This is a genomic window from Nocardia amikacinitolerans NBRC 108937 (assembly GCF_001612615.1).
In the GTDB taxonomy this organism is placed as follows: Bacteria; Actinomycetota; Actinomycetes; order Mycobacteriales; family Mycobacteriaceae; genus Nocardia; species Nocardia amikacinitolerans.
This window is the reverse complement of sequence record NZ_BDAU01000014.1, coordinates 98,249-124,286: the sequence shown is the minus strand read 5'-3', so window position 1 is coordinate 124,286 and position 26,038 is coordinate 98,249. Positions and strand designations below refer to the sequence as shown.

Annotated in this window: 22 protein-coding genes; 16 read left to right on the top strand and 6 right to left on the bottom strand. The window is 68.2% G+C overall.

Going from position 1 to position 26,038, the window contains the following annotated elements; translation table 11 throughout:
- Positions 1–5: 5 nt before the first annotated feature.
- The 3 genes from NAM01S_RS14410 (at position 6) to NAM01S_RS14400 (ending at position 1,481) form a co-directional block, all read left to right on the top strand.
- Positions 6–785 carry an ESX secretion-associated protein EspG gene (locus NAM01S_RS14410; RefSeq protein WP_307188680.1) on the top strand — a complete coding sequence of 260 codons (780 nt, stop codon included), beginning with the start codon at positions 6–8 and terminating at the stop codon, positions 783–785.
- Between the two features lie 89 nt (positions 786–874).
- Entirely contained in the window at positions 875–1,174 is a 300-nt protein-coding gene (locus NAM01S_RS14405) for a WXG100 family type VII secretion target (RefSeq protein ID WP_084482935.1), read from the top strand.
- Positions 1,175–1,199: 25 nt separating this feature from the next.
- A complete protein-coding gene (locus tag NAM01S_RS14400) occupies positions 1,200–1,481 on the top strand; it encodes a hypothetical protein (RefSeq protein WP_067785084.1) in 282 nt (93 codons plus the stop codon).
- A gap of 66 nt (positions 1,482–1,547) precedes the next feature.
- On the opposite strand, the gene eccE is transcribed toward NAM01S_RS14400, so the two are convergent.
- Positions 1,548–3,323, bottom strand: coding sequence for a type VII secretion protein EccE (eccE, locus tag NAM01S_RS14395; RefSeq protein ID WP_084482934.1), 1,776 nt, complete (start codon positions 3,321–3,323; stop codon positions 1,548–1,550).
- 128 nt (positions 3,324–3,451) lie between these two features.
- On the opposite strand from eccE, the gene eccB reads away from it, so the two are divergent.
- The gene (gene eccB / locus NAM01S_RS14390; protein WP_067785081.1) at positions 3,452–4,897 is read left to right on the top strand and encodes a type VII secretion protein EccB; all 1,446 of its coding nucleotides are present in this window, start codon (positions 3,452–3,454) and stop codon (positions 4,895–4,897) included.
- Between the two features lie 54 nt (positions 4,898–4,951).
- Here eccB and eccA read toward each other — a convergent pair whose 3' ends face one another.
- Entirely contained in the window at positions 4,952–6,769 is a 1,818-nt protein-coding gene (gene eccA, locus NAM01S_RS14385) for a type VII secretion AAA-ATPase EccA (RefSeq protein ID WP_067785078.1), read from the bottom strand.
- Between the two features lie 203 nt (positions 6,770–6,972).
- Here eccA and eccD point away from each other — a divergent pair, with 203 nt between their 5' ends.
- From eccD to eccCa, 3 genes are read left to right on the top strand one after another with little or no spacing between them, the layout of a single operon-like run.
- Entirely contained in the window at positions 6,973–8,427 is a 1,455-nt protein-coding gene (gene eccD, locus NAM01S_RS14380; protein ID WP_253798673.1) for a type VII secretion integral membrane protein EccD, read from the top strand.
- A gap of 1 nt (position 8,428) precedes the next feature.
- Entirely contained in the window at positions 8,429–9,853 is a 1,425-nt protein-coding gene (mycP, locus tag NAM01S_RS14375; RefSeq protein WP_067785073.1) for a type VII secretion-associated serine protease mycosin, read from the top strand.
- 3 nt (positions 9,854–9,856) lie between these two features.
- Positions 9,857–13,972 (top strand): type VII secretion protein EccCa, encoded by a 4,116-nt coding sequence (eccCa, locus tag NAM01S_RS14370; RefSeq protein WP_067785070.1) that lies wholly within the window; start codon positions 9,857–9,859, stop codon positions 13,970–13,972.
- 169 nt (positions 13,973–14,141) lie between these two features.
- Here eccCa and NAM01S_RS14365 read toward each other — a convergent pair whose 3' ends face one another.
- Positions 14,142–14,771: a GNAT family N-acetyltransferase gene (locus tag NAM01S_RS14365; protein ID WP_084482933.1), complete on the bottom strand. Its 630-nt coding sequence runs from the start codon at positions 14,769–14,771 to the stop codon at positions 14,142–14,144.
- Complete coding sequence (locus NAM01S_RS14360) at positions 14,768–15,577, bottom strand: GntR family transcriptional regulator (RefSeq protein WP_067785067.1); 810 nt, start codon at positions 15,575–15,577, stop codon at positions 14,768–14,770. The genes NAM01S_RS14365 and NAM01S_RS14360 overlap by 4 nt, the downstream gene beginning before the upstream one ends.
- A 324-nt stretch (positions 15,578–15,901) precedes the next feature.
- Between NAM01S_RS14360 and NAM01S_RS14355 the strand changes: the two genes are divergently transcribed.
- On the top strand, positions 15,902–16,252 hold the full coding sequence (locus NAM01S_RS14355) for a DUF4254 domain-containing protein (protein WP_253798707.1): 351 nt from the start codon (positions 15,902–15,904) through the stop codon (positions 16,250–16,252).
- A 268-nt stretch (positions 16,253–16,520) separates the two neighbouring features.
- Here NAM01S_RS14355 and NAM01S_RS37515 read toward each other — a convergent pair whose 3' ends face one another.
- Together NAM01S_RS37515 and NAM01S_RS36575 are read right to left on the bottom strand one after the other, a co-directional pair.
- Positions 16,521–18,119: a MinD/ParA family ATP-binding protein gene (locus tag NAM01S_RS37515; RefSeq protein ID WP_443678276.1), complete on the bottom strand. Its 1,599-nt coding sequence runs from the start codon at positions 18,117–18,119 to the stop codon at positions 16,521–16,523.
- A 2,390-nt stretch (positions 18,120–20,509) separates the two neighbouring features.
- Positions 20,510–20,635 carry a hypothetical protein gene (locus NAM01S_RS36575; protein WP_255284310.1) on the bottom strand — a complete coding sequence of 42 codons (126 nt, stop codon included), beginning with the start codon at positions 20,633–20,635 and terminating at the stop codon, positions 20,510–20,512.
- 284 nt (positions 20,636–20,919) lie between these two features.
- On the opposite strand from NAM01S_RS36575, the gene infA reads away from it, so the two are divergent.
- From infA to truA, 8 genes are all read left to right on the top strand, one after another.
- Positions 20,920–21,141, top strand: coding sequence for a translation initiation factor IF-1 (infA, locus tag NAM01S_RS14345; protein ID WP_003418601.1), 222 nt, complete (start codon positions 20,920–20,922; stop codon positions 21,139–21,141).
- Positions 21,142–21,393: 252 nt separating this feature from the next.
- Entirely contained in the window at positions 21,394–21,507 is a 114-nt protein-coding gene (rpmJ, locus tag NAM01S_RS14340) for a 50S ribosomal protein L36 (protein ID WP_011207363.1), read from the top strand.
- 205 nt (positions 21,508–21,712) lie between these two features.
- Positions 21,713–22,084, top strand: coding sequence for a 30S ribosomal protein S13 (gene rpsM, locus NAM01S_RS14335; RefSeq protein ID WP_039795645.1), 372 nt, complete (start codon positions 21,713–21,715; stop codon positions 22,082–22,084).
- 9 nt (positions 22,085–22,093) lie between these two features.
- Entirely contained in the window at positions 22,094–22,507 is a 414-nt protein-coding gene (rpsK, locus tag NAM01S_RS14330; protein ID WP_011207365.1) for a 30S ribosomal protein S11, read from the top strand.
- A 22-nt stretch (positions 22,508–22,529) separates the two neighbouring features.
- Positions 22,530–23,135 carry a 30S ribosomal protein S4 gene (rpsD, locus tag NAM01S_RS14325; protein ID WP_067785061.1) on the top strand — a complete coding sequence of 202 codons (606 nt, stop codon included), beginning with the start codon at positions 22,530–22,532 and terminating at the stop codon, positions 23,133–23,135.
- Between the two features lie 101 nt (positions 23,136–23,236).
- Entirely contained in the window at positions 23,237–24,295 is a 1,059-nt protein-coding gene (locus tag NAM01S_RS14320) for a DNA-directed RNA polymerase subunit alpha (protein WP_067785162.1), read from the top strand.
- Between the two features lie 49 nt (positions 24,296–24,344).
- On the top strand, positions 24,345–24,869 hold the full coding sequence (gene rplQ / locus NAM01S_RS14315; protein WP_067785058.1) for a 50S ribosomal protein L17: 525 nt from the start codon (positions 24,345–24,347) through the stop codon (positions 24,867–24,869).
- A gap of 245 nt (positions 24,870–25,114) precedes the next feature.
- Positions 25,115–26,020 carry a tRNA pseudouridine(38-40) synthase TruA gene (gene truA / locus NAM01S_RS14310; RefSeq protein WP_067785160.1) on the top strand — a complete coding sequence of 302 codons (906 nt, stop codon included), beginning with the start codon at positions 25,115–25,117 and terminating at the stop codon, positions 26,018–26,020.
- Positions 26,021–26,038: the final 18 nt, after the last annotated feature.

The following is a 26,038-nucleotide window of genomic DNA, read 5'->3' as shown; positions in this document are numbered from 1 at the left end:
CGACGATGACCAACGATGGGCTGCTCGCGGTGTCCGACCTGCTCGGCGTGCAGACCCTGCCGCTGGTGCTCGGGGTCGGACCGCAGCAGGATTCGGTCGATGCCTGGCAGGCGGCGCGCGACCAGGCGATCGCCGACCTGCGCGCGGCCGGCTTGGTCGACACCTACGACGATGTCGACGCCGACCTGACCGACGCGCTGTTCGTCCTTGCCAACCCGGATCGCGAGCTCGCGGCCCGGATCTACACCGAGTCGGGGACCCGACAGGTCTGCGTGGCGCGCAAGGGAGCTCAGCACGCGCTGGCCACCCGCACCGGCGACACCTTCGACGTGCGCACCATCTGGTGCGACGGCGGCGGCCAAGCGCTGGCCCGGCCGGTGCTCGAAGCGCTCGGCCGCGCATCGGCCGCCGACATCCCGAGCATCAGCGCGCCGGTCGAGGAACTGCGCGAAAGACTCGACGAAGCAACGAGATCCAGCGATTACTCCGATATCTTCTACGCCCGCGGTGTGGCCGAACGCGATGCCATCGAGTTCGGGCTGGCAATGTCCAGCTGCCACGCGCACGCCGAGATCGTCGCCTATGCCTACGACGACGGCGTGACCACCAGAACGTCCGGAGCGGTAGCGGTGTACGACACCTCGCGTGGTCGGATCGCCGCCAGTCCCGGCGCTGCGCCGGACCTGCGGGTCTGGTCGACCTTCACCCCGGGAACCGATCACCGGATCGCCCAGGCGATCTCGGCGCTGATCGAAACCCTGCCCGGAGGAAGGTGGATGCCCTAGTCAACGCATCGGAACTCACGAACCGACCGAACTACCGCGGCCTCTGCGCAGCGGAACACAAAAATCACACCGACATGATGAGGTGAACAATGTCCGGACAGACAAGTTTTACCGAGGCCGAAGCTGCTGCGGTCGTCGATGAATACATGCAGGCCGTCGAGGGCATCAAGAAGACCATCTCGGCCGTGCAGGAAACCTTCGACGCGGCCCGCTCGGGCTGGGAGGGTGACGCCGCCGTCGCCGGCCAGAAGGCCTCCACGGCTTGGCAGGAGGAGACCACCCGCATCAACACCAAGATCGACGAGCTGAACCAGACCATCTCCGAGGGCAACACGACCCTCGGGAACGTCGATCCGGAGAACGTGGACGCCCTCACCAACCTGATCTGACACCACCGCTCGAAAGGAGAGCGCCATGAAGTACACCAAGCAGGTACACGACCAGCTGATCAGCGAAATGGACCAGTACTACACGGATCTCGACGGCTACAAGGACGCCTTCGTCGCCGCGAGGGACAAGCTGGTCTCCAGGGCTTGGGAAGAGAACGAGGCGCTGGAGTCCTTCACCGTGAAGGCCAACTCCCTGCTCGAGGAGCTCAACGACACCCACACCAAGATGCAGGCCCTGCGCAACGCCATCGACGGCGCGTTCAACAACGCGTTCGCCGCTGACAAGAAGGTCTACAACTCCTTCTGATCCGGGTTCGCAACGAGAAAGCCCCGGTCACCCTCGCGGATGGCCGGGGCTTTCCGGTGTGCTCGGCTAGCGGGCGAGGGCCAAAGCCGTGTGCAGGTACTGCATTTCGTCCGGTGTCGCCACCATGTGCACGCGCGTGGTCACACCTGCCGTGCGCACCGTGACGAGGTTGGCGGTCTCCGGGTCCTCGGCGAGGGTGACGTCGGGGTCGAAGTGGTCGTCCATTGTCGCCGGGGCATTGCGGAGCAGCACGGTGGTGGCGTCGGAGTGGTGCCCCGTCGGCGGAATGCCGTCGTAGACGATCACGGTGGCGGAGCGGTGCGCGCTGGCCTGCTGCCCGGCCGCGGACCAGGCCGCGATGGTCAGGGACTGGGGCACACCCACGTCGGCGGCCATCTGCCGCCACGCGTCGTGACGGTTGGTGTGCACCACGACCGAGGCGCCGAGCGCGATGGCGCGCAGGATCATCTGCTGGGCGACCAGCAGCGATCCGATCACCTCCACCCGCCGGACCTGGTGTCCGACCAGGGGCAGCGCCACGCCTTGTCCGGAGGTGTCGGCGCCGATCAGCTGCCCGCACCCTGCGATCGGCATCGGCAGTGTGAGCAGCGAATCCGGCTTGCCCAGATAGGTTTCCGGGCTGAACTGGCGGCCGCGGCGGGCGATCGGCAGCGTGTACAGCAGGGCGCGGAACTGGCTGCCCGGCAAGGGAACCAGGCCGTCGGCCTTGACCACGGCGGGTTTGTCCCTGGTGTCGAAACGCACCAACGCGGTCACCTCGATGCCCGCGGCACCTGGTTTGGCGGCAAGGTCGCGCGGTGACTGTGCCGCGGCCCGCTGCAGACGGATGGTGACGGTGGTCGCCAGCGTCGGCGTCGACCACACCGCGGCGAAGCCTTGCGGCCCGAGAGCTTCCGGCGCCATCCGGTAGGTGGTGTAGTGAATGCCGTCGCGTTCCACGCTGTGCGGTGTCTCGGTGAACTCCTCCAGTGGCGTGTGCCTGGTGAGCTGGTTGATCGCGGCGGTGATCTCGGCCGCCGACAGCACGACCGTGGAGATGCCTTGGGCGGCAAGTCGGTTCGCCACCCGCTGGGTCGCGATGATGGCCGTGCGCAGCGTGCCGGTGGCGCCGCCGCCGCGCCGCGCCACCGCGGGGGCATTGGCCAGCGGGTCCAGCCGCAGCACCACCCACACCGTGCGGTGCGCCACCGCGGGCAGCCTGCCCAGAATCTGCTCGTAGAGCTGCGAGACGCGGCCGGGCCCCGCGGTGCGTGCTCCGGTGCTGATCACGTCGATGGAGGCCAGCTCGATGTCGAACTGGTCCAGGCAGTGCGCGATCTCGGGCAGCGGCATCATGTCGTCGGAGATCAGCGACTGCGGGCTCAGCAGCGTCACCGTGCGCGGATGCGCCTCCACGCGCAGCATGACGAGCAATCGCGAGCCGTCCCAGCGCATTCCATAGGTGCCGCCCTCGGGGAGCGGTACGTCGAACGGCGCCTGATCGACAGTTGCCCAACGATTGCGAAACGCGCGCCAACGGAAGGTGATTTCCTCGTCCAGCCAGGCCGCCGGCGACTTGCGGCGCGGCAGTGGTGTCAGCCCGAGCACGAGCACACCGGCACATACGCCGGCCACGACCCACACCGAGGCATCGAAGATCACCGCGACCAGCGAGGCGGCGACGGCGACGAGCGCCACCGGAATCACCCAGCGCAGCGGCAGAATTCGGAACAGCCAGAAGTACGAGGAGTGCAGGGGAGTCGGGGCAGATTCAGCCGACGGGGCAGGGGAACTCCGCGGCGCGGTGTCGCGATTTCCGCCGTCGGTTGTGGTGGAACCCATGCGGACATAATGGACCGAACTCGTTCGGCTTCGCTACCGGGAAGGCAGCAGGCGGTGTTGATGGGTACTGTAAGCGTGCCGGGTGAAATGCCCGGTCCGTTGTACCCGGGTCAGTTCGGAGGCGTTTCGTGCCCGCACAGTTGACTACCAAGGCACAAGTCAACGGTTACCGATTTCTGCTGAAAAGGTACGAGCACGCGCTGATTCGGCGCGATGTGCGGATGCTGCACGATCCGATGCGCTCGCAGTTCCGCTCGCTGGTGGTCGGCGCTGTGCTCGGCATCCTGGTGGTCGCAGGCGCCGCGATCCTGGCGTTCCTGCGCCCGGTGGGCTCGATCGGCGACGCGACCATCGTGATGGGCAAGGAGACCGGTGCGCTCTACGTGATCGTGGACGGCACGCTGCATCCGGCACTGAACCTGGCTTCCGCCCGGCTGATCACGGCGAGCAACGAAAAACCCACCTCCGTCAAGGAATCCAAGCTGACCATGCCACGCGGCCCGATGGTGGGCATACCCGGCGTTCCGGCCACCCTGCCCGGCGCGGCCTCGCCGGACTCCATCTGGAGCCTGTGCGATGCGGTGGAACTGTCCGCGGCGGGCAGCGCCGCGCGCTCCCCCGGAGCCCAGTCCACGGTCATCGCGGGCGCGCTCGACTCGAGCGAGCCGAACACCGCGCGCCCGCTGCGCGACGACGAGGCGCTGCTGGTGACCCGCGGCGGCAAGACGTTCCTGATGTTCGACGGCAAACGCGCCGAAGTGGATCCGAACGATTCGGTGATCTCGCGCTCGCTCGGCCTGCGGGAGTACAACCCGCGTCCGGTCAGCGCGGGCATGCTCAATTCCGCCACCCAGGTCCCCGCGATCGTCCCGCCGAAGATCGATCGGCTCGGCGACCCCGGCCCAGGTCGCTTGCAGGGCGTGCCGATCGGCGGCGTGATCCGCGTGCAGCGGGTCGACTCCGAAGAGCTGTACGTGGTGCTCGCCGACGGCGTGCAGCGGCTGACGCCGTTCGCCGCCGAGGTGATCCGCAACGCGAACTCCCAGGAGATGAACGAGATCATCTCGGTGCCGCCGGACCGGGTGGTCGGGGTGCCAGTGGTGAGCCCACTGCCGGTGGACAAGTTTCCCGGGCCGGTCCCGACCATCCTCACTCCCGAGGAGAACAAGGTCAGCTGCATGCAGTGGGCCAAGAAGGCCTACGATCCGGTCGCCACGATCACGCTGTTGGCCGGACGTGAACTGCCGCTGCCGAAGTCGGCCAAGGTGGTGGATCTGGCGACCGGCGACGGCACCGGCGACCGCATCGACCATGCCTACATCCCGCCGAACTCGGGGGAGTACCTCCAGGTGACCGGCATGTCGCCGGACAGCGTCCGCATGGGCAGCCTGTTCTACATCTCCGACAACGGGATTCGCTACGGCATCCCGGATCAGGAGACGGCCACTCTGCTCGGCCTCGCCGACAAGCCGCGGCCCGCGCCGTGGCCGATCATCGGCCAGCTGGTGCCGGGGCCGACGCTCTCGCGCGAGGAAGCGCTCGTCAGCTACGACATCCTGCCGACAACCAACTGACCTGCCCCGCACAGCGGTACGGCCGACTCGCGGCCGTACCGCTGTGGCCGGATGTCAGCGCAGCGTGGCCAGCACGTTGTCCAGCGCGTTGCGCATATCGTCCGCCTCGATCCGCATCAGCACCGATTCGTCCACCGCGCTCAGATCCAGGTTGATGTCGTTGGCCAGCCGGAACTCGCGCTCCTCCTCGGCCGCCTCGATCACGTTGCGGATGAACCGGCCGTTGCCGGCCATGTCGATGCCGCGCCGGATCTCACCGCTCTGATCGGTCGCTTCCTTGCGGTAGAGGTCACCGCAGGCGGCGACCAGCAGCGCCTGTGCGTCGTCGGACAGTTCCGAATCCCGTTTCCGCGCAATGAAACGACCGATCTCGCCGAGCTCCTCCGGCGAGTAGGAATCGAACTTCACCCGCTTGGCGAAGCGGGACGCCAGACCGTCGTTCGAGGCCAGGAAACGGTCGATCTCGCCGTCGTATCCGGCGATGATCACCACCAGGCGATCGCGGTCGTTCTCCATTCGCGCGAGCAGTGTGTCGACGGCTTCGCGACCAAATGCGTCACCGCCGGACAGGCCGGTTTGAATCAGCGTGTAGGCCTCGTCGATGAACAGCACACCGTCCATCGCGCTATCGATCAACTTGTTGGTCTTGATCGCGGTACTGCCCAAATGCTGGCCGACGAAATCGGAACGTTTGGCTTCGATCAACTTGTCGGTCTTGAGAATTCCTAAGCCACAGTAAATTTTTGCCACCACGCGGGCAACGGTGGTCTTACCGGTACCCGGCGGTCCGGTGAATGCCAGATGTTGGCCACGGGATCCGCTCGCCATTCCTTTTTCGGCACGGATCCGCGCTAGCTGAGCGGTTGCCTGCAACTTCGCAACCTGCATTTTGACGCCGGCCAGACCGATCTGCTCGTCGAGTTCGGCGCGCGCCTTCTCCAGGATCAGCTTGGCCTTGTCGTCGCGCTCCTCCTGGCCCATCTGTTCCAGCGTCGGCGCCGAGGCCGGATCCCACTTGTTGGTGCGCGCGTCGATGACCTCCTTGGTGGTCACCGTGATCCGGTACTTGCGGTCGCGCATGGCCATGGTGTTGGCCTCGAAACCCGGTGCTTCGGAGAACACCTTCTCGAACAGCGCTTGCGCCTTCTCCTCCTCGCCGGTCTCGCGCAGCGCGAGTCCGCGGCAGAAGCGGGCGGTGGTGGCCGCGGCCGGAATCGGGCCCTGCTCAGCCGCTTCCATGCGGCGGATGGCCTCGCCGAACAAACCCAGCTGGGCACAGGCGGTGCCGACCATGACGTGGGCGCCCGCGGCCAGGTAGGGATCGTCCCATTCCGCCGAACCGGCAAGCACGGTCATTACATCGGGCCAGCGCTGCGTGGTGAAGTGCAGCACGCCGCGGACGTAGGCGCAGATCCGGTCGTCGATCTCGCGATCCGCCGAGGAGACCTGCGCGGAGCGGTGTTTCGCCAGTTCGTCGAGGACCTTCTCGGCTTCGTCGTAGTCGCCATCGGCGATCAGTTGCGCGGCCTGCGCCAGCCAGATCTCGGTATAGCTGGCCAGCGGGTAATCGATGTACTGCCCCACGGTGAAGCGGCCGGCGAGCACCCGCGGTTGCAGGCCGAGCCTGCGCTGCTCGCGAAACAGCGTCGAGGTGCTGGTCTTGAAGAGGTTGAAGATCACCTCGCGGGTGTGCTCACCCGCGGCCGCGCGCCCGAGCCACGCGTCGCACATACCGGGATCCCATTCGGTGGCGCGCTGGAAGGCCAGCCGAGCGTATTCCAGATCGCGGGCAGATTCCTGTCCGTCGATCACAATGCCCAAGGACAAGACACCAGCGTCGAATGCGCGTTGTGCCTGGCGGTTGCCGGTCATGTGGGTTTGCCCCTAAAAACGAGCGGATGTGCTGTTCTTCGCCAAGCATAGCCGCTGGGGGATGGCTAGCCGACGGAGTCGGCGGGGTGGGAAGGGCACTGCGAGGGAGGGACTTCTCCGTTAAGTTGAGTACGTTGCACGGCGTTGAAGTGTGTTCTAGGTAAGGAGTCATCCGAGCTGTGACCGATCCGTCTAGCAGCTCTGTGGCTGCCGTTGATCCGGAGTTGTGCCGAGTCTCGGTGATCGGCGGCAATACCCAGCTGGACTTGGGTTTGCCTGCCACAGTTCCGATCGCGGCGTTCATCACCGATGTGGTGGAGCTGATCGAATCGCGCAACCCCGATCTCACCGAGCACGAGGACGGGGCACCGCTGCAAACGCAGCATTGGACGCTGGCCAGGATCGGCCGCGACCCCATCCCGGCAAACCAATCGCTCACCGAGGCCGAGGTTTTCGACGGTGAGTTGCTGGTATTGCGCTCGGTGACCGCGAAGGAGCCGCCTGCGCTCTTCGACGACGTGATCGACGCCGTCGCCAAGCTGACCGCGACCTCGTTCCGGCACTGGTCGCCGCTGTCGGCGCGCTGGCTCGGTCTGTCCATGGGCCTGATCGCGGTGCTGGCCGGGATCTACCTGCTCGCGGTGGCCAAGCTCGACGGCGCCGGTGCCGCAGTGGGTTTCATCGGCCTCGGCACCGGACTGATCGCCGGTGGCGCGGCCGTGCTCGTCGCCCGCCGGTATCAGGCCGAAGCGTCCTTGCCCGCGATCATGCTGTCGCTGTACGCGCTGCTGCTGATCTTCGCCGGCACCGCGCTGTTCGTGCCCAACGCGTTCGGCAGTCCGCATGCGATGTTCGCCTGCGTCGCGACGCTGACCGCCGCCGCGGTCCTCTACAGCCTGGCCAGGGTCGGGGCGACCATGTTCACCACGGTCATCACCCTCGCGCTGTTCGGCGGCATTGCCGCGATGGTGCGGATGATCTGGGACCCCGCGCTGGCCAAGATCGCCGCGGGCGTGCTTGTCGGTGCGCTCATCGTGATCACCCTTGTGCCGCGCCTGGCCGTGGCGGCCGCACGGCTGCCGGTGCCGCCGGTGCCGACCGCCGGCGCTGCCATCGACCCCGCCGACCACGAACCTCGTCCCACCGTCAAGGACATCGGCGCCATCGGAGCCACCGCGCTACCCTCGGCCGCCGGCCTCGAGCATCGAGCCCGCGCGGCCAACGAATACCAGACAGGCATGATCATCGGCTGCACCGTCGCCGCCGTGATCGGCGTGGTGCTCGCCGCGGATCCGCTCGGCGCGGCCCGCTGGCAGGGCATCACCCTCGGCGTGGTGGTCTCGATCATCCTGTGCCTGCGCGGGCGCGCCTTCGCCGACCTGGTGCAGGCGTGCACGCTGATCGCCGGTGGCACGCTCGCGTTGATCGCGCTCGGCATCGGTGCCGCGCTCGGCGAGGAGAACTGGCTGCTGCCGATCGCGGGCATGCTGCTCGTCGTCGCGACGGCCGCGGTGGCCTTCGGTGTGATCGGGCCGCACACCGAGATGTCGCCGCCCATGCGCCGCACCGGTGAGATCTTCGAATACCTCTTGATCTGCACCATCATTCCGCTGGTGCTGTGGATCATGGACATCTACTCGGCCGCACGGAACATCTGACATGGCACCGCTCCTACGGCGGCTGCTGCGGGCGGTGACGGTGCTGGCGGTGCTCGCGCTCGCCACCGGAACACCCACGCCCGCAATGGGAATCGCGCCGCCCCAGATCGACGACGGCGCGCTCGGCGCCGTGCTCGGCCTGGCCGCCAGCGCTCGGCCACCGGACGAGACCGAACAGGCCAAGGTCTGCGCCGAACCAACCCTCCAGGGCGGAGTGCCCCGCGATCCCCCACTGGCGCAGCGGATTCTCGATTTGGCCGAGGCGTGGCAGTTCAGCCGCGGCGCTGGTCAGAAGGTCGCCGTCATCGATACCGGCGTGAACAGGCACTGGCGCCTGCCCGCGCTCCAGGCGGGCGGCGACTACGTCTCCACCACCGACGGCACCGTCGACTGCGACGGTCACGGCACCTTCGTGGCCGGGATCATCGCCGCTCAGCCCAGCCTGGAGGACGGATTCTCCGGTGTCGCACCGGAAGCCGAGATCCTGACCATCCGCCAGCTCAGCTCGGCCTACGAGGCCAAGGACCGCAATCGCCGTGAGGAGCCCGGCGTCATCACGCGCGAAGGCTACGGCACGGTCACCACCCTGGCCGCCGGTATCGTCCGCGCGGTCGACATGGGCGCCACGGTGATCAACGTCTCCGAGGTGGCGTGCATGGCCGCGGGTGCCGCCGCCGCCGACGGCGCTTTGGGCGCCGCCGTGAAATACGCCTACGACCGCAATGTTGTGGTGGTCACCGCGGCGGGAAACACCATGCAGGGCACCGCCTGTGAGAAGCAGAACGAGCGCTCGGGCTGGTCGGCGGTGGGCACCGTGGTCACCCCGGCCTGGTTCACGCCCTATGTGCTGTCGGTCGCCTCGGTGGATCCCACGGGCGCGGTGTCACCGTTCTCGCTGCACGGCCCGTGGGTCGGCGTCGCAGCGCCGGGGCGCGAGATCGTCTCGCTGGACAGCAAGCCGGGTGGCGCGGGCCTGGTCAATGCCACTCAGACCGACGAGGGCTACTCCACCATCGACGGCACCAGCTTCTCCAGCGCCTACGTCTCCGGACTGGCCGCGCTCGTCCGGTCGCGCTTCCCGGAACTGACCGCAGCCGAGGTCATCGATCGGATCAAGCTGACCGCGCAGGCACCGGACAACGGACGCAACGACAAGGTCGGGCACGGCCTGATCGATCCGCTGGCCGCCCTCACCGCGCAACTGCCGCAGAAGCCGGTCACCGTCGGCTCCGATATACCGCGCAAGATCGCCGGGCCGTCCCCGCCGCCGTACGTCGACCCGGCCCCGCGCCTGGTCGCCACGATCGGCTCGATCACGCTGCTCGCGCTGCTCGGGCTCGGCTATGCCGCCTCGATCCCGTTCCGGCGGGGTGAGCAGGTGAGTGTGGATCCGAGCGCGGAGCAACAAACCCGAGAGGGGTTGTAGGACATGGCAACCGAAGGTTTCGTGCGCCGCCCGCGGATCGCGCCGCCGCGTCCGCCGGGTGGTGAGGTCGCGTTGTCCGCGCCGCCGGAACTCGATCGTCCCGTCGTCGGCAATCTGCTGATGAAGCTGATGCCGGTGGTGATGGTGGTCGCCGTGGTCGGCATGATCGCGATGATGGTCATGCTCGGCCGCAACCTGCTGGCCAACCCGTTCATGATGATGTTCCCGATCATGATGCTCATGTCGATGTTCGGCATGATGGCGGGCATGCGCGGCGGCGGCGGGCCGAAGAAGGCCGCCGAGCTCAACGAGGAACGCAAGGACTACTTCCGCTACCTCGATCAGGTCCGCAAGGATGTGCGCATGACCGGCATCCAGCAGCTGGCGGCGCTGCGGTGGAGTCACCCCGAGCCCAGCGACCTGCAATCGGTGGTCGGCAGCCGCCGAATGTGGGAACGCCGTCCCAACGACCCGGATTTCGGGCACGTGCGGGTCGGCGTTGGCAGCCACCGCCTCGCCACCAAGCTGGCCAGGCCCGAGACCGGTCCGCTGGAAGACCTGGAACCGGTGTCCACCGTCGCCCTGCGCCGATTCGTGCGCACCCACTCGGTGGTGCACGGCCTGCCCACCGCCATCTCGCTGCGGGCGTTTCCCGCCATCAATATCGAAGGCGACCGCGAGGCCGCGCTCACGCTGGTGCGCTCGATGTTGATGGAGTTCACCACCTTCCACGGCCCCGACCACACCGCGGTCGCCATCATCTGTGCCGACCCGGACGGCCCTGCTTGGTCCTGGGCGAAATGGCTACCGCACCTGCAACATCCGGTGGACCGCGACGGCATGGGCTCGGCCAGGATGATGTACCGCTCGCTGGCCGAACTGGAGACCTCCATGACCGCCGAGCTGGTCGAGCGCAGTCGCTTCATGCGCAACGCGCAGCCGACCGCGGGCCGGATCCACCTGCTGGTGATCATCGACGACGGCTACGTCAGCGGTTCCGAACGCGTCGTCAGCGACGCGGGCCTCGACTCGGTCACCGTGCTCGACCTGACCGCACCGCAGAGCGGTCTCGCGGTGCGCCGCGGCCTGCAACTGGTCGTCACCGACGACGGCATGGTGGCCGCGAAATCCGCTGCGGGCGTGGAGAAATTCGCCACCGCCGACCAGGTGACCCGCGCCGAGGCGACCGCGCTCGCCCGTGATCTGGCGCGCTACCGCATCGCGACCGCCGCCCAGATGGTGAGCCTGGGTGACGAAACCCGTGCCGATCCCGGCCTGATGGCGCTGCTGAAGATTCCCGACGCCGCCCAGATCGATCCCGCGGTGGTGTGGCGTCCGCGCAGCGACCGGGAACGCCTGCGGGTGCCGATCGGTGTCACCCCGGACGGTACGCCGGTCGAGATCGACATCAAGGAGTCCGCCGAGAACGGCATGGGGCCGCACGGATTGTGCATCGGCGCAACGGGTTCGGGTAAGTCGGAGTTCCTGCGCACGCTGGTGCTTTCCATGGTGACCACGCACTCGCCCGATCTGCTGAACCTGGTCCTCGTCGACTTCAAGGGCGGCGCCACCTTCCTCGGCCTCGACTCGCTGCCGCACGTCTCTGCGGTCATCACCAACCTCGAGGAGGAACTCGCGCTCGTCGACCGTATGAAGGACGCCCTCTCCGGCGAGATGACCCGGCGCCAGGAGCTGCTGCGCGCGGCGGGCAACTTCGCCAATGTCACCGAATACGAGAAGGCTCGCGCCGCGGGCGCCGACCTGGATCCGCTGCCCGCGCTGTTCGTGGTGGTCGACGAGTTCTCCGAACTGCTCTCGCAGAAACCGGATTTCGCCGACCTGTTCGTGATGATCGGCCGCCTCGGCCGCTCGCTGCGCGTGCACCTGCTGCTGGCCTCGCAGCGCTTGGAGGAGAACAAGCTGCGCGGTCTGGACTCGCATCTGTCCTACCGGATCGGCCTGCGTACCTTCTCCGCCAACGAGTCCAGGGCGGTGCTCGGCATCACCGACGCCTACCATCTGCCCAGCGTGCCGGGCTCCGGCTACCTCAAGAGCGACGCCGACGATCCGCTGCGCTTCAACGCCAGTTACGTGTCAGGGCCGTATGTTTCGCCGCGCGGAACCAGGAAGGTCGACGGCAAGACCGTCGGCGGCCAGTCGCCCGCGGTGTTCACCGCGGCGCCGGTGGCGATGCCGGAGATCGTCGAGCCCGAGCGGACAGCCGCGCCGAGTGGCAGGCCCGAGCTGCCGCCGCCGCCCGGACGGCTCGGGCTGCCCGAATTGCCGCCGCCGCCGGGGCAACTCGTGGACGACGAGGACGAGGAGCAGGGTCCGGTGCCGGTTGCCGAGGCCGTTCCCGCGACGCTGCTGAGCACCGTCGTCGATCGCCTGCGCGGCCACGGCCGCCCGGCACACGAGGTGTGGCTGCCGCCGCTGGACGAGTCGCCCTCGGTCGACATGTTGCTGCCCGACCCGGACTGGCGCTCGCCGGTCAACCGGCACGGTCAGCTGTGGTTGCCGCTCGGTGTCATCGACAAGCCGTACGAGCAGCGCCGTGACGTGTTGATCGTGGATCTGTCCGCGGCGCAGGGCAATGTCGCGGTCGTCGGTGGTCCGCAGTCGGGTAAGTCGACCACCCTGCGCACCATCATCATGGCCGCGGCCGCCACGCACACACCCGAGCAGGTGCAGTTCTACTGTCTCGACTTCGGTGGCGGCACGCTGTCCGGTCTGGCGGGGATACCGCATGTCGGTTCCGTCGCGGGTCGCATGGAAGTCGATCGGATCCGCCGCACCATCGCGGAGGTGACCGGCATCCTGCGCCGCCGTGAGGAACTGTTCCGCGAGCTGGGTATCGACTCCATCGTCGAATTCCGCAGGCGCAAAGCGCTGCTGGCGGAGAAGTCGCCCGCCGAGCGGCAAGCCGACCCGCTCGCGCAGGATCCGCACGGTGACGTCTTTCTCGTCATCGACGGCTGGCCGACCATCCGCGCCGATTACGACACGCTGGAACCACAGCTCAATGCCATCGCGGCACAGGGTCTTTCGTATGGCGTCCACCTGATCGTCTCCGCCACCCGGTGGCCGGAGATTCGCTCGCAGATCAAGGACCTCATCGGTACCCGCATCGAGCTCCGCCTCGGTGACCCGTCCGACTCCGAGATGGACCGGCGTACCGCGGTGCTCGTGCCCACCGGGCGTCCTGGCCGTGGTCTCACCGCGCAGAAGTTGCACATGCTCGTCGCGTTGCCGCGCTTGGACTCCGACTCCGATCCACGGACGTTGTCCGAGGGAATCACCATCGCCAAGCAGCAGCTCAACGAGCTCTACCCCGGCCGGAACGCGCCCGAGGTCCGGATGCTGCCGATGGAGGTCTCGCGCGAGGCCGTTGTCGCGGAGGCGGCGCGGCAGGGCATCCAGCAGAGCAAGACGCTGGCCGTCATCGGCGTCGGCGAGACCGACCTGCAACCGATCGCCATGGATTTCGCGGTGCAGCCGCACTTCTACAGCTTCTGCGATGTGGAGTGCGGCAAGACGACGTTGCTGCGCAATATCGTCGCGGGCGTCACCGAGAACTCCACCGCCGAGGAAGCCCGCGTCATCCTGATCGACTACCGGCGCACCATGCTCGGCGTGCTGGAAGGGGCGCAGCTGGCCGGATACTCGACCTCCGCGCAAACCTCCTTCGGGATGATCAAGGAAGTCGCGAACTACCTCCAGAAGCGAATCCCCGGCAACGACATCACGCCACAGCAGTTGCGCGAACGCAGCTGGTGGACCGGGCCCGAGATCTATGTCGTCGTCGACGATTACGAGATGGTGGTCTCCGGTGGGCGCAACCCGCTCGAGCCGCTGATCGAGTTCCTGCCGCAGGCACGCGACCTCGGTCTGCACGTCGTGCTCAGCCGCCGTGCGGGCGGCGCAAGCCGGGCCATGTTCGACAAGGTGCTCGGAACGCTCAAGGAAATGGGTGTGGACGCGCTGCTGATGAGCGCGCCCAAGGACGAGGGCAAGATCATCGGCGACATCCGCGCCGCCAAGCTGCCGCCCGGCCGTGGCACGCTGGTCACCCGCAGCGGCAACGAGATGATCCAGGTGGCGTACCTGCCGCCGCTGTAGAGGCGTACCTCCCCTTCGCTGCGGACGGATTTCGTCCGGCTCTGTCGGCGCTGGTTCGGCCGCGGCCACGTGCGGTTTCCGCCGCGGACGGCGAGCCGACGTGGCCGTGCACCAGCCGGTGCCCGGAGCCGGGCAGTGCTCGGACGGACTCTCTCCGGCGCTGCCGATGTTAGTTCGGCTGCGGCTCGGCGGCGAGGATAGTGTCCGTCGGCGGGTCAAGGATGGGCGCCGCCGACGGCAGCCCTGTCGCCGAGACGGCGAGCGTCTGCTCGAAATCCCAGCTGTCGGTGCGTCGTTCGAACAGCGCCCGGGAGGGGCCGCGTGCGATCGGTCCCGCGATGCGCGCCAGATGAAAGCCCGCTCTGCGGTAGTAGTCGTGCAGGTCCGCGTTGGTCGTCCAGGCGTCGAGGCGGACCCAGTCGCGGTCGCGTTCCCTGGCCAGCTGCCCGGCATGCGCGAGCAGGCGGTGGCCGAGACGTTGCCCGGCGAAGCGCAGGTCGACGATCATGAAGTGGACGACGACCGCGTCGGCGAGCTCCCACTGCGACCACAGGCCGGGGTCGGCGCGGTCGTTGACGGTGATGGTTGCCGCCGGTTCGCCGTCGACCTCGGCGATCCAGGTCTCGCCCGCGTCCAGCGAACGGCCGACCCCGCGGGCGAAGATCTCGATGGGCAGTCCGCGACCGGCGATCGTCCACTGGTCGGAACCGCGGGCGGTGAGCCAGGCGGTGCGCTGGACGCGCAGGCGGCAGATCATGCCGAGATCACCGAGGTCGGCCTGGCGGAAAACGGTAGTCATAGCAAAGAGATACCTGGCCTGTACGAATCGCCCAAAGTTTGCCGGATGACGGCGGTTCCCTCGGCGTCGCCGAGTTCGTAGGCCAAACGGTTGCGCGTGGCGATGGAACGTTGCCGCGTCGCCCTGGTCACCCGGGTGCGATCCGCGCCGATGCGCAGATGATCGAGCAGGATCGTTCCGGTCGCGACGCCGAGCACGATCGCCTCCTCCGCGCTGGCGGGCCGCGCGACGAGCGTGTCGCGGTGGGCGGTCTCGGGATGCCCGCGGTCGGCCATCCTCCGGGTGGTGCCCTCGGGGATGTCGTGCGGCGAGTCGATTCCGGTGGCCTCGGCCAGGTCTCGGGGGTAGAAGCTGACCTCCCACGACCACGGCTCGTTGTCCAGGTACTGCACGACGGTGCGCGCGAGCACCCACGAGTCCTCCGGAACGCCGAGCCACAGCGCGACCTGCGCCGTCGCGGGCTCCATCCGCGCGCTGAACTCCTTGGAGGGCACCCGGTCCGCGCGGCGGGCGATCTCCTCGAAGATGTCGTGCGGTGTCTTGGGGCGGTCCGGACGGATGTGGTCGGTCATCACCGACTCGAGCACTTCCTGGTTTCGAACGATCGTCCCGCGGGAAGTAGCTGTATAGACGAGATTTTCGGCGACGAGAACCTGAACGGCATTGCGAGCCGTGGTGATCGAGACCTGCATCTGCTCGGCCAGCTCGGTGTGACTCGGAAGTCGATCGCCCGGATTCCATTTGCCTGAGCGGATCTCCTCGCGGAGGAGGTCTGCGATCCGGTGATACGTCGGACCGTCCGCCATCTTGCTCCTCGGTTGGTCGTGCAGGTAACGAAGTGTACTCTTCGTGGATTCCTACGGGCGGGTAACGCTTGACAGGTGCCTTCAGAGGTTTATTGTAATGAACGTCCTGATCCGGTGTTGTGCGGCGATGAACGGCGAGGCAACGTGGCAGGTTCGGATTCATCAACGGTTGTGATGGCAGTTCCCGACGCACCCCGGTGTGTCGATACGGCAGTGCAGTCCGTGACTACCGGGCTACTGCCCACTTCGGATCTACTTGTTCGGGCGTGTCGAGGGCATCGGGTCGTAGGTGGCCCATTGCTCTGGTTCGCTCGTGATTTGGCAGTGCTGCACGAGCGGCGGCTGGTCGGCCGCGGCGGCTCGGTCAGCACCGATCCGACGCATATTCTCGAAAACGAACGGCGCCGAAGCGAATTGGTGCTTGCCATCGATGACTGGGTGACGCGCAGCGTGCCCCAGCATCGGCTCGGCGCCACTTTGCACACGGAAACCGTAGGCGCGGTGATCGATCGGCTCGCGGAGTCCTCGGTGCGTGCACACCACGCGCTCATGACTCTCGACGCGCACGACGAGCTACTGCACTGCGCCTGGCACCACCTCGCCGAATTGGCGGACGCCTACGACGACCTGATCCGCGACGTGCTCGCGGGTCGGAGGCGCTTGCCCGAGTGGTGAGGTGGTTCGTTCGGTCGGGTGTCGTACCCCCTCCTCGGCACCCGACCGGCGAACCTTCTCGGTGCGCAACGGTTGTCGCGCTGCGGTAGTCGTCGAGCCCAGGTCTTCGTCCGACCTGGGTCTTCGTCGAACGCAGGTCATCGGTGTACCAGGGTTTCAGTGACCCCGGTCTTCGGTGACCCGGAGTGGTGACCCCGGTGTTCGGTGGACCCAGGTCTTAGGTGAGCTCAGGTCTTAGGTGAGCTCAGGTCTTAGGTGCGCTCGGTGCTCAGGTGTGGAAGCGGCGATGGTCGACGCCGAACTCGTCGGCGACGGTCGCGGCCAGTTCCACGTAGGCGCGCTTGGCCTGCTTGCTGAGCCGGTGCAGGTCGATCTCGGCGCCCTCCGAGAGGTGCGAGTCGTACGGGATGATGTGCACCGCGCGGCAACGCGACAGGAAGTACTCGCGCAGCTGCTGCACGCCCACGTTCGGCGAACCCTCGCGCGGCAGGTTGATCACCACGACGGCGTTGCGCACCAGGTGATCGTGACCGTGCAAGGAGAGCCAGTCCAGCGTCGCCGCGGCGCTGCGCGCGCCGTCGATCGCCGCCGAGGAGATCAGCACCAGTGAGTGCGCCAGGTCGAGCACGCCCGCCATCGCCGAGTGCATCAGTCCGGTGCCGCAGTCGGTGAGGATGATGTTGTAGTAGCGCTGCAGGATTCGGGCGACCGCCCGGTACTCCTCGTCGTTGAACGCCTCCGACGCCGCCGGATCTCGTTCGCTGGCAAGCACTTCCAATCGGCTGGTGGCCTGCGAGGTGTGCCTGCGCACGTCCGAATAGCGCTCGATCGACGGATCGAGCAGCAGGTCGCGCACCGTCGACCTGGTCTGCAACGGAACCCGCTGGGAGAGCGTGCCGAAGTCGGGGTTGGCGTCGACGGCGATCACCCGGTCGCCGCGGATGGAGGCGAAGATGGACCCGAGGCCCATGGTGGTCGTCGTCTTGCCGACGCCGCCCTTCAGCGAGAGCACCGCGATGCGGTAATCGCCGCGGACCGGCTGCCTGATCCGCGCCACCAGTTCCTGGAGTCGCAGTTCCTCGGCGGACATGCCGGGGTTGATCGCGCCACCGGACATGTGGTGCACGGCTTTCCGCCACCCGCTGCCCGGTGCTTTCTTGGCGCGGCGCAACGGCACATCGTCCAGCGACGGCTGGCCGTGCTGGTGCGGACCGCCGTGTGGCTGGTGGCCCCAGCTCCCGGCGGCCGGCCGGTGCGGCTGCCCCCAGCTCTCGGCAGCGGGACCCTGCTGGGGCGCGGGAGGTTGCGCGGCCTGGTTCCACGCCGGAGGGGCGGGTGGTTGCTGTTCGGCTGGCGGAGGGACGAAGCCTGGCGCGTTGTTTGCGGGATCGACCGTTGCCGGACCGGGTGATGGCGGATATCCCGGCTCGCCTGGCCGCCGATCGCCGGGAATGTGGTAGGCGTCGGGACCGGGAGCCGGTGCGAATCCGCCCTGGCGCTGGTCGGCATAGCCGTGCGGCGCGGGACCGTCCTGCGGATTCGGCGCCTGCGGACCGTATCCGGACTGGGCCCAAGGCATTTCGCCGCCCGGCGCCTGGCCGCTCTGCTGCGCGAACACGCCGGGATCGCGGCGCACCTGGCCGGGGGCCGGTTGATCGCTGACCGGAGCCCGATGTCCGCCCTGCGCCGGACCCGGTGCGCCCCACTGCCGCTCACCCGTATCGGGTTCGGCGGGCAGTCGATGCCTGCCGCCCGCGGACTCGGCGTCCTCGGCCGTGCCCGTGGCGGGGTTGCGCGTGAACTCGCCACCCTGGCCTCGTCCAACGGTTGCCGGACCATACGTGGAATCGGCGGGGCCCTGCGGAATTTCGCCCTCGGTCCGATCGGCCTGGCGGGTGGACGGACCTCTCGTCGCGTCGAAAGCCGTTTCGTCGCCGGTCGGTCGAGGCGCGGGACGCTCGACACCGGTCGCGGGATCGATCGTGGCTGACGTGCCGCCGGGGACCTCAGCGTGCGTGGCAGGGGAGTGCTCGGTCGGTCGACCGGTTTCGGACGAGGGCGCCGGTGTCTGCCGTGCGGCCGACGAAGTCTGAACCCCGGGCTGTTCGGCCGACGAAGTGGCTTGGACTCCAGGCTGTTCGGCCGACGCCGTCGGGGGCGGCGGCAGCTCGGGGCGCGTGCTCGGCTGACGCTGTTCGGGGCCGCCGAGCCAAGACGGCGGGGCATCGCTCGATGGCGTCGACCCCTCCTGCGTATGCGGCGAACGGCCTTCCTCCACGGGCCGCGCGGTCGACGCCGAGCCCGTCGTCGCAGCCGCCGAACCCGCGCTCGGGCCCGCGAGCCACGGTGGGGCACTGTCGAATCCGGCCGCCGCCCGATCCGCGTCCGACGCGGTCGAGGTGGTTTCTTCGGCAGTGTGCGTCGCGGTCGTCGGGGTGGAGCCGTGCCCCTCGCTCGCCTGCGTGGGAGTGTGGCCTGTGGTGGTCGGGGTGGAGCTGTGGCCCTGGCCTGCTTGCGCGGGAGTGTGGCCTGTGGTGGTCGGGGTGGAGCTGTGGCCCTGGCCTGCTTGCGCGGGAGTGTGGCCTGCGGTGGTCGGGGTGGAGCCGTGCCCCTGGCCCGTCTGCGCGGCGGTGTGATCCGGGGTCGTCGGAGTGAAGCCGTGGTGCTCGCTGGCCTGCGCGGGAGTGCGGCTCGGGGCCGACGGAGTCGAGCCGTGGTCCTGGCCTGCTTGCGCAGTGTGATCCGCGGTCATCGGAGCGGGGCCGTGGCCCTCGCCCGCTTGCGCTGGGGTACGACTCTCGACCGGCGGAGTGGAGACGGCTCCGTCGCCCGCTCGAGCGGGAGTGGGATCCGCAATCGACGGGCTGAAGCTGTGCCCTTGCGGCGCAGCGTGATCCGCGGCCGACGGAGCGGTGCCGTGGCTCTGGCCCGCCTCCGCGGCAGTGCGACGTTCGGCAGTCGGAGTGACGCCCTGGCCCTCGCCTACGTGAGCGGAGCCGTGGCCCTGGGGCGAGAACTGGTCCGCGGCCGTTTGCGGAGCGAAGTCGTCTCGGGCTCGCGGAACGGAGCTTTCCTCGGTGGCCGGGGTCGGCCGGACCTCGCTCGGCGGTGGCGGCAGGTCGGGCAGTTGGCGCTGGTAGCGCGTTGTCGCCTCGTTCGACGGCGGTGGTTCGGGTGCGGGCGGCGGTGTGGTCGGCGCGGGCGTGCGCTGACCGAGGGGCTGGAACGCCGCGGACGGCTGGCTCGGCTGACGGGTGGGCAGACCGGAGTGGCTCCGCGGGGCGGACTCGGGCCCGGCGTCCGGACGTTGCGCGGCCGGGCCCGATCCGTCCATCGGCGGCTGCTGCCCGTGGCCGGTCGGTTGTTGCTGTCCTGGCACGCCCGTCGAACCCGGCACGCCCGTCGAACCCGGCGCGTACGCGGACGCGCCGTGGATCTGCCCGGGCCCACCGTGTTGCTGCGGCGGCAGCTGATCGCGGCCGCCGATCGGCGACTGTCCCGGCCCGACCGGCTGCTGGAATTCAGGCCCGCCGGTCGGCGGCCGATACGTCTGCTCGGGGCCGCCGTGCGGTTGTGGGTCGCGACCGGGTCCGCCGAACTGCGGGGACACCTGACCGGGCCCACCGAATCCCCCTGGAGGCGTCTGCCCCGTGCCGCCACTCCACCGCCCGGCATCGCCGACCGACTCGTGGCCCGGCTGGCCCCCGAACTGCGGCGGGGTCCGACCCGGTCCGCCGAATTGATCCGGATGCGCTTCACCGGGCCCGCCCATCGGCTGGCGGCCGGAATCACCGATCGGCTGCTGGGGCACGTAGCCGCCGCCCTGCGGACCCTGCCCGCGCCCTTCCATCGGCTGCTGACCGGTGGGCCCCCAGGAACCGTTGCGGTCACCTTGGCCGTGCGTGCTCTGCTGCTGTCCGGGGCGACTCTCGGCCTCGGGAGCGGACGACCAGGCGTCACCGGACTGCGGCACACCCCACGAGTCCGCGCGGGGCTGCGGCTGGGCGGGCTGTTCCTCGACCGGCTCGTCCTTGTCGCGGCCGAGCCACCTGCGCTTCTTGTCCTTGCGGCCGGCGCCCTGGCTCGTGTCGTGCCTGCCCTCCGGCGCCTGCGATTTGCGGCGGGTGCGTTTGCGGTCGAGTGCGTCGTCGATGGTGTCGTCGTGCGGAAGATTCTGTACCGGTGCCTCGTAGCCGCCGTTGACCTCGCTGTCGGACAGCCACGGCGGCAGCATCGGCAGGCCGTCGTTGTTGCGACTCACCGCATCGCCTCACTGTCGCTCGGCTCCATCGTGCCCGAGATGGCTCGCCCGCTGCGCTCGCGCTCGGCCCCGCCGTGGCCGAGGGGCGCGGCGCCTGCGGCACGCCCGGTACGCTGGCTCACGGCATCCCCCTAAGTCTGCTCGACCGTTTCCTGGACTCGGTCAGTTTACGTGACCGGCGTCGCTCGACGCGGGGCAGGGAGCGGCCACGCCGGGGACTGCACGGCGAGGTGTTTTTGCCGGATCGGATGCCTCCCGGTAAGCTGGAGCGGCGGTGCACCTATGCGCCGCCTGTTTGCATGCCGCCGGTGCGGTTTTACGCCGACCGGTACATACAAGCAGAGACCAGGCAATCACACCAGGTTCGATCGGCAATGCCGACCAACGAACCGGGATCGCGGAGGACATGGCGAAGAAGGACGGGGCCATCGAGGTCGAGGGTCGAGTTGTCGAGCCGCTGCCCAATGCGATGTTCCGGATCGAGCTCGAGAACGGGCACAAGGTTCTCGCGCACATCAGCGGAAAGATGCGGCAGCACTACATTCGCATCCTTCCCGAGGACCGGGTGGTCGTCGAGCTCTCGCCCTACGACCTGTCCCGCGGGCGAATCGTTTACCGCTACAAGTGAATCGAGTGGGCGAGCCATGCTCGCGAAATGCGCTCGCCTGAGTCGATCCACTTGGTGTTCTGTGGGGGTGCAACCCCCACACCCCGCCCGGCGGGCTTCGCCCCCGGACCCCCAACGGGTGGGTTGCGCAAGGCGCGGACCAACCGATGGAACCACCGTCCGCGAGGACGGCACAACGAAGACTTCCCCAGTCGCCAGGCTGGGGAAAAACTGTGTTCACACCCGTGTGAACCGCAACGAGATTGGACGGACGTGAAGGTTCAGCCGAGCGTCAAGAAGATCTGCGAGAAGTGCAAGGTGATCCGCCGCCACGGCCGGGTCATGGTGATCTGCGACAACCTGCGCCACAAGCAGCGCCAGGGCTGATCGAGGTTTCACCGCCAAGCACCGAACGCAGTTCGGATTGGCACAGCGAAGAACTCCCAGCTCCAGCCGCACGCTGTGGAAATTCGGGCCCTCGCGAGAGGGAACGGGGCGTGCGAGCCAACCACCGGTACGGAGGCCGGTGCCCCAAACAAGACGGGGGAACGGACAGGGAGCAGACCTCCGCAACGATTAAGGAAACTGCCACATGGCACGTCTCATGGGCGTCGACCTCCCGCGCGAAAAGCGCATGGAGATCGCGCTGACCTACATTTTCGGCATCGGCCGTACCCGCTCCAAGGAGATCCTCGAGGCCACCGGCGTCAGCCCTGACCTGCGTTCGAAGGACCTCAGCGACGACGACCTGACCAAGCTCCGCGACTACATCGAGGCCTCGGAGTTCAAGGTCGAGGGTGACCTGCGCCGTGAGGTGCAGGCCGACATCCGCCGCAAGATCGAGATCGGCTGCTACCAGGGCCTGCGTCACCGTCGTGGCCTGCCCGTGCGTGGCCAGCGGACCAAGACCAACGCGCGCACCCGCAAGGGCCCGAAGCGCACCGTCGCAGGCAAGAAGAAGTAAGGGATACGGATGCCTCCTAAGAGCAGGGCCTCCGGCCCCAAGAAGACCCAGAAGTCGCGCCGCAGGGACAAGAAGAACGTCCCGCACGGCAACGCGCACATCAAGAGCACGTTCAACAACACGATCGTGTCCATCACCGACCCGAACGGCAACGTCATCTCCTGGGCGTCGTCGGGTCACGTCGGCTTCAAGGGTTCGCGCAAGTCGACCCCGTTCGCCGCGCAGCTGGCCGCCGAGAACGCTGCCCGCAAGGCGCAGGAGCACGGCGTCAAGAAGGTCGACGTGTTCGTCAAGGGCCCCGGTTCGGGCCGTGAGACCGCGATCCGCTCGCTGCAGGCCGCAGGCCTCGAGGTGGGCACGATCTCCGATGTCACCCCGCAGCCGCACAACGGCTGCCGTCCGCCCAAGCGGCGTCGCGTCTAGCGGGAAAGGAAGGTAGAGCGAAATGGCCCGTTACACCGGACCCATCACCCGCAAGTCGCGTCGTCTGCGCGTCGACCTCGTCGGCGGCGATCAGGCGTTCGAGCGTCGCCCTTACCCGCCCGGCCAGCACGGCCGCGCGCGGATCAAGGAGAGCGAATACCTGCTCCAGCTGCAGGAGAAGCAGAAGGCTCGCTTCTCCTACGGCGTCATGGAGAAGCAGTTCCGCCGGTACTACGAAGAGGCCAACCGCCTCAAGGGCAAGACCGGTGACAACCTGCTTCGTCTGCTCGAGACCCGTCTCGACAACGTCGTGTACCGCGCCGGTCTGGCGCGCACCCGTCGCCAGGCTCGTCAGCTCGTCAGCCACGGCCACTTCCTGGTCAACGGCGTCAAGGTCGACGTGCCCAGCTACAAGGTGAGCCAGTACGACATCATCGATGTCAAGGAAAAGTCGCTGCCGACCCTGCCTTTCCAGGTCGCGCGGGAGACCCTCGGCGATCGCCCGGTTCCGGGCTGGCTGCAGGTGATCCCGGGCCGTCTGCGGATCCTGGTCCACCAGGAGCCGGAGCGCGCCCAGATCGATGTGCCGCTGCAGGAACAGCTGATCGTCGAGTACTACTCGAAGTAATCAGCGAATGCCGCTGGTGCGGCGGAGGCTCCGGCCCCCGCCGCACAACCCCTTAAAACGAGGCGTCAAATAGCGGGCGCCCTAAAAGGAGGATGATCCTCATGCTGATTTCCCAGCGTCCGACCCTGACCGAAGAGGTCGTCGCCGAGAACCGCTCGAAGTTCACCATCGAACCACTCGAGCCGGGCTTCGGTTACACCCTCGGCAACTCGCTGCGGCGTACCCTGCTGTCCTCGATTCCGGGGGCCGCGGTCACGAGCATCCGCATCGACGGCGTTCTGCACGAGTTCACCACCGTCCCCGGCGTGAAGGAAGATGTCACCGACATCATCCTGAACCTCAAGGGTCTGGTCGTGTCCTCGGAGGAGGACGAGCCGGTGACGATGTACGTGCGCAAGCAGGGCCCCGGCACCGTCACCGCCGGTGACATCGTGCCGCCCGCCGGCGTCGTCGTGCACAACCCGGACATGCACATCGCCACCCTGAACGACAAGGGCAAGCTCGAGATCGAGCTCGTCGTCGAGCGCGGTCGCGGTTACGTCCCCGCTGTGCAGAACAAGGCGTCCGGTGCGGAAATCGGCCGGATCCCGGTGGATTCGATCTACTCTCCGGTGCTCAAGGTGACCTACAAGGTCGAGGCCACCCGTGTCGAGCAGCGCACCGACTTCGACCGGCTCATCCTGGACGTGGAGACCAAGAACTCCATCAGCGCGCGGGACGCGCTCGCCTCGGCGGGCAAGACCCTGGTCGAGCTGTTCGGCCTGGCTCGCGAGCTGAATGTCGAAGCAGAAGGCATCGAGATCGGCCCCTCGCCGGCCGAGGCGGATCACATCGCCTCGTTCGGTCTGCCGATCGAGGACCTGGACCTCACCGTCCGGTCCTACAACTGCCTCAAGCGCGAGGGTGTGCACACGGTGGGCGAGCTGGTCGCCCGCACCGAGTCGGATCTGCTGGACATCCGCAACTTCGGCCAGAAGTCCATCGACGAGGTGAAGGTCAAGCTGCACGCGCTCGGCCTCTCGCTGAAGGACAGCCCGGCGTCGTTCGACCCGTCCTCCGTGGTGGGTTACGACGCGAGCACCGGCACGTGGAGCGACAGCGGCACGTTCAGTGACACCGATGGCGGCGAGCAGGACTACGCCGAGACCGAACAGCTCTAGGCCGCTGGGGTAGGCGCCCCGGCCCGGCCGCATACAAGGAGAATCAACAATGCCTAAGCCCAAGAAGGGTGCCCGCTTCGGCGGGTCGGCGTCGCACCAGAAGGCGATCTTCGCCAATCTGGCCACGGCGCTCTTCGAGCACGGCCGGATCACCACCACCGAGGCCAAGGCCAAGGCCGTGCGCCCCTACGCGGAGAAGCTCATCACCAAGGCGAAGGGCGGCACCCTCGCCGACCGTCGCGAGGTGCTGAAGGTGATCCGCAACAAGGACGTCGTGCACTCGCTCTTCGCGGAGATCGGGCCGTCGTTCGAGGGTCGCGAAGGTGGCTACACCCGCATCACCAAGACGCTGCCGCGTAAGGGTGACAACGCGCCGATGGCGATCATCGAGCTGGTCCGGGAGAAGACCGTGACCAACGAGGCCGATCGTGCCCGTCGCGTGGCCGCTTCGAAGAAGACCGAAGAGGCCGCCGCTCCCGAGGCTGTCGAGGAGACCGTCGACGAGACTGTCGCCGAGACCGCTGAGGCGCCGGCTGCCGAGGAGAAGGCGGACGAGGACAAGAAGGAAGCCTGACTCGGTTCCCGCGCATGCGGGGATGAGCCGGACGCCTGACCTGGTCGGGTTTCTCGAATGAGCCCGCCGCCCTGTGGGTGGCGGGCTCATTCGCGTCGATCGGCCGAACCGGCCTGCCGCCCGTCGTGACTCCGCGGGCTGGTTCGCGAGTCGACCCGACTCGAGGTGACCTGCACCGTGTCAGGCGCGGTGAAGGCCACCACGAGTCGGCTCGACGAGAAGTTGTTGTGACAGTGGAGGATTCGATGGAATCGGCTAACGCGCAGACCGACTCCGCCGCCCCGGCGGCGTCTCCAGTGTCCCCCCCAGCGGCGACCGAGTCCCGGGCCGCGGTGCGGGTGCGCCTCGACATCTCCTACGACGGAACGGATTTCATCGGCTGGGCCCGCCAGCCCGGCCTGCGCACCGTGCAAGGCGTGCTGGAGGAGTCGCTGAGCAAGGTGTTCCGCGAGCCGATCCAGCTGACCGTCGCAGGCCGCACGGACGCCGGAGTGCACGCGGAGGGGCAGGTCGCGCACTTCGACACCACCGCCGAGTTCGACGGCGACAAGCTCGTGCACCGCATGGCCCGCTTCCTCCCGAAGGACGTGCGCATCAAAGCCGCTCGGCTCGCGCCGCCGGAATTCGACGCGCGCTTTTCGGCGATTCGCCGCCACTACGTGTACCGGCTCACCACCGCGCCGTACGGCGCCGAGCCGCTGACCGCCCGCAGCGTTGTGCCGTGCCGCCCAGGTGCGGATCTGGCGGCCATGCGCGCGGCTTCTGGAAACCTGTTGGGGCTGCACGATTTCGCGGCGTTCTGCCGCCGCAGGGACGGTGCGACCACGGTTCGCGAATTGCAGCGCTTCGATTGGGAGCGCGAGGGGGATCTGCTCACCGCGTATGTCAGCGCGGACGCGTTCTGCTGGTCCATGGTGCGCAGCCTGGTCGGCGCGGTGCTCGCCGTCGGCGAGGGCAGGCGGACGCCGGAGTGGGTCGCCGGCCTCCTGAACGAGACCGAGCGCTCCAGCGCGGTGACCGTCGCCCCCGCCCACGGCCTGAGCCTGGTCGCGGTGGACTACCCGGCCGACGCGGACTTGGCCGCGCGCAATGCCGAGACCAGGGAGATGCGCACCGTGCCGAACCGAGGCTGCTGCGGAGGAGAGGGATAGGGGACCGGCACCGCGGCA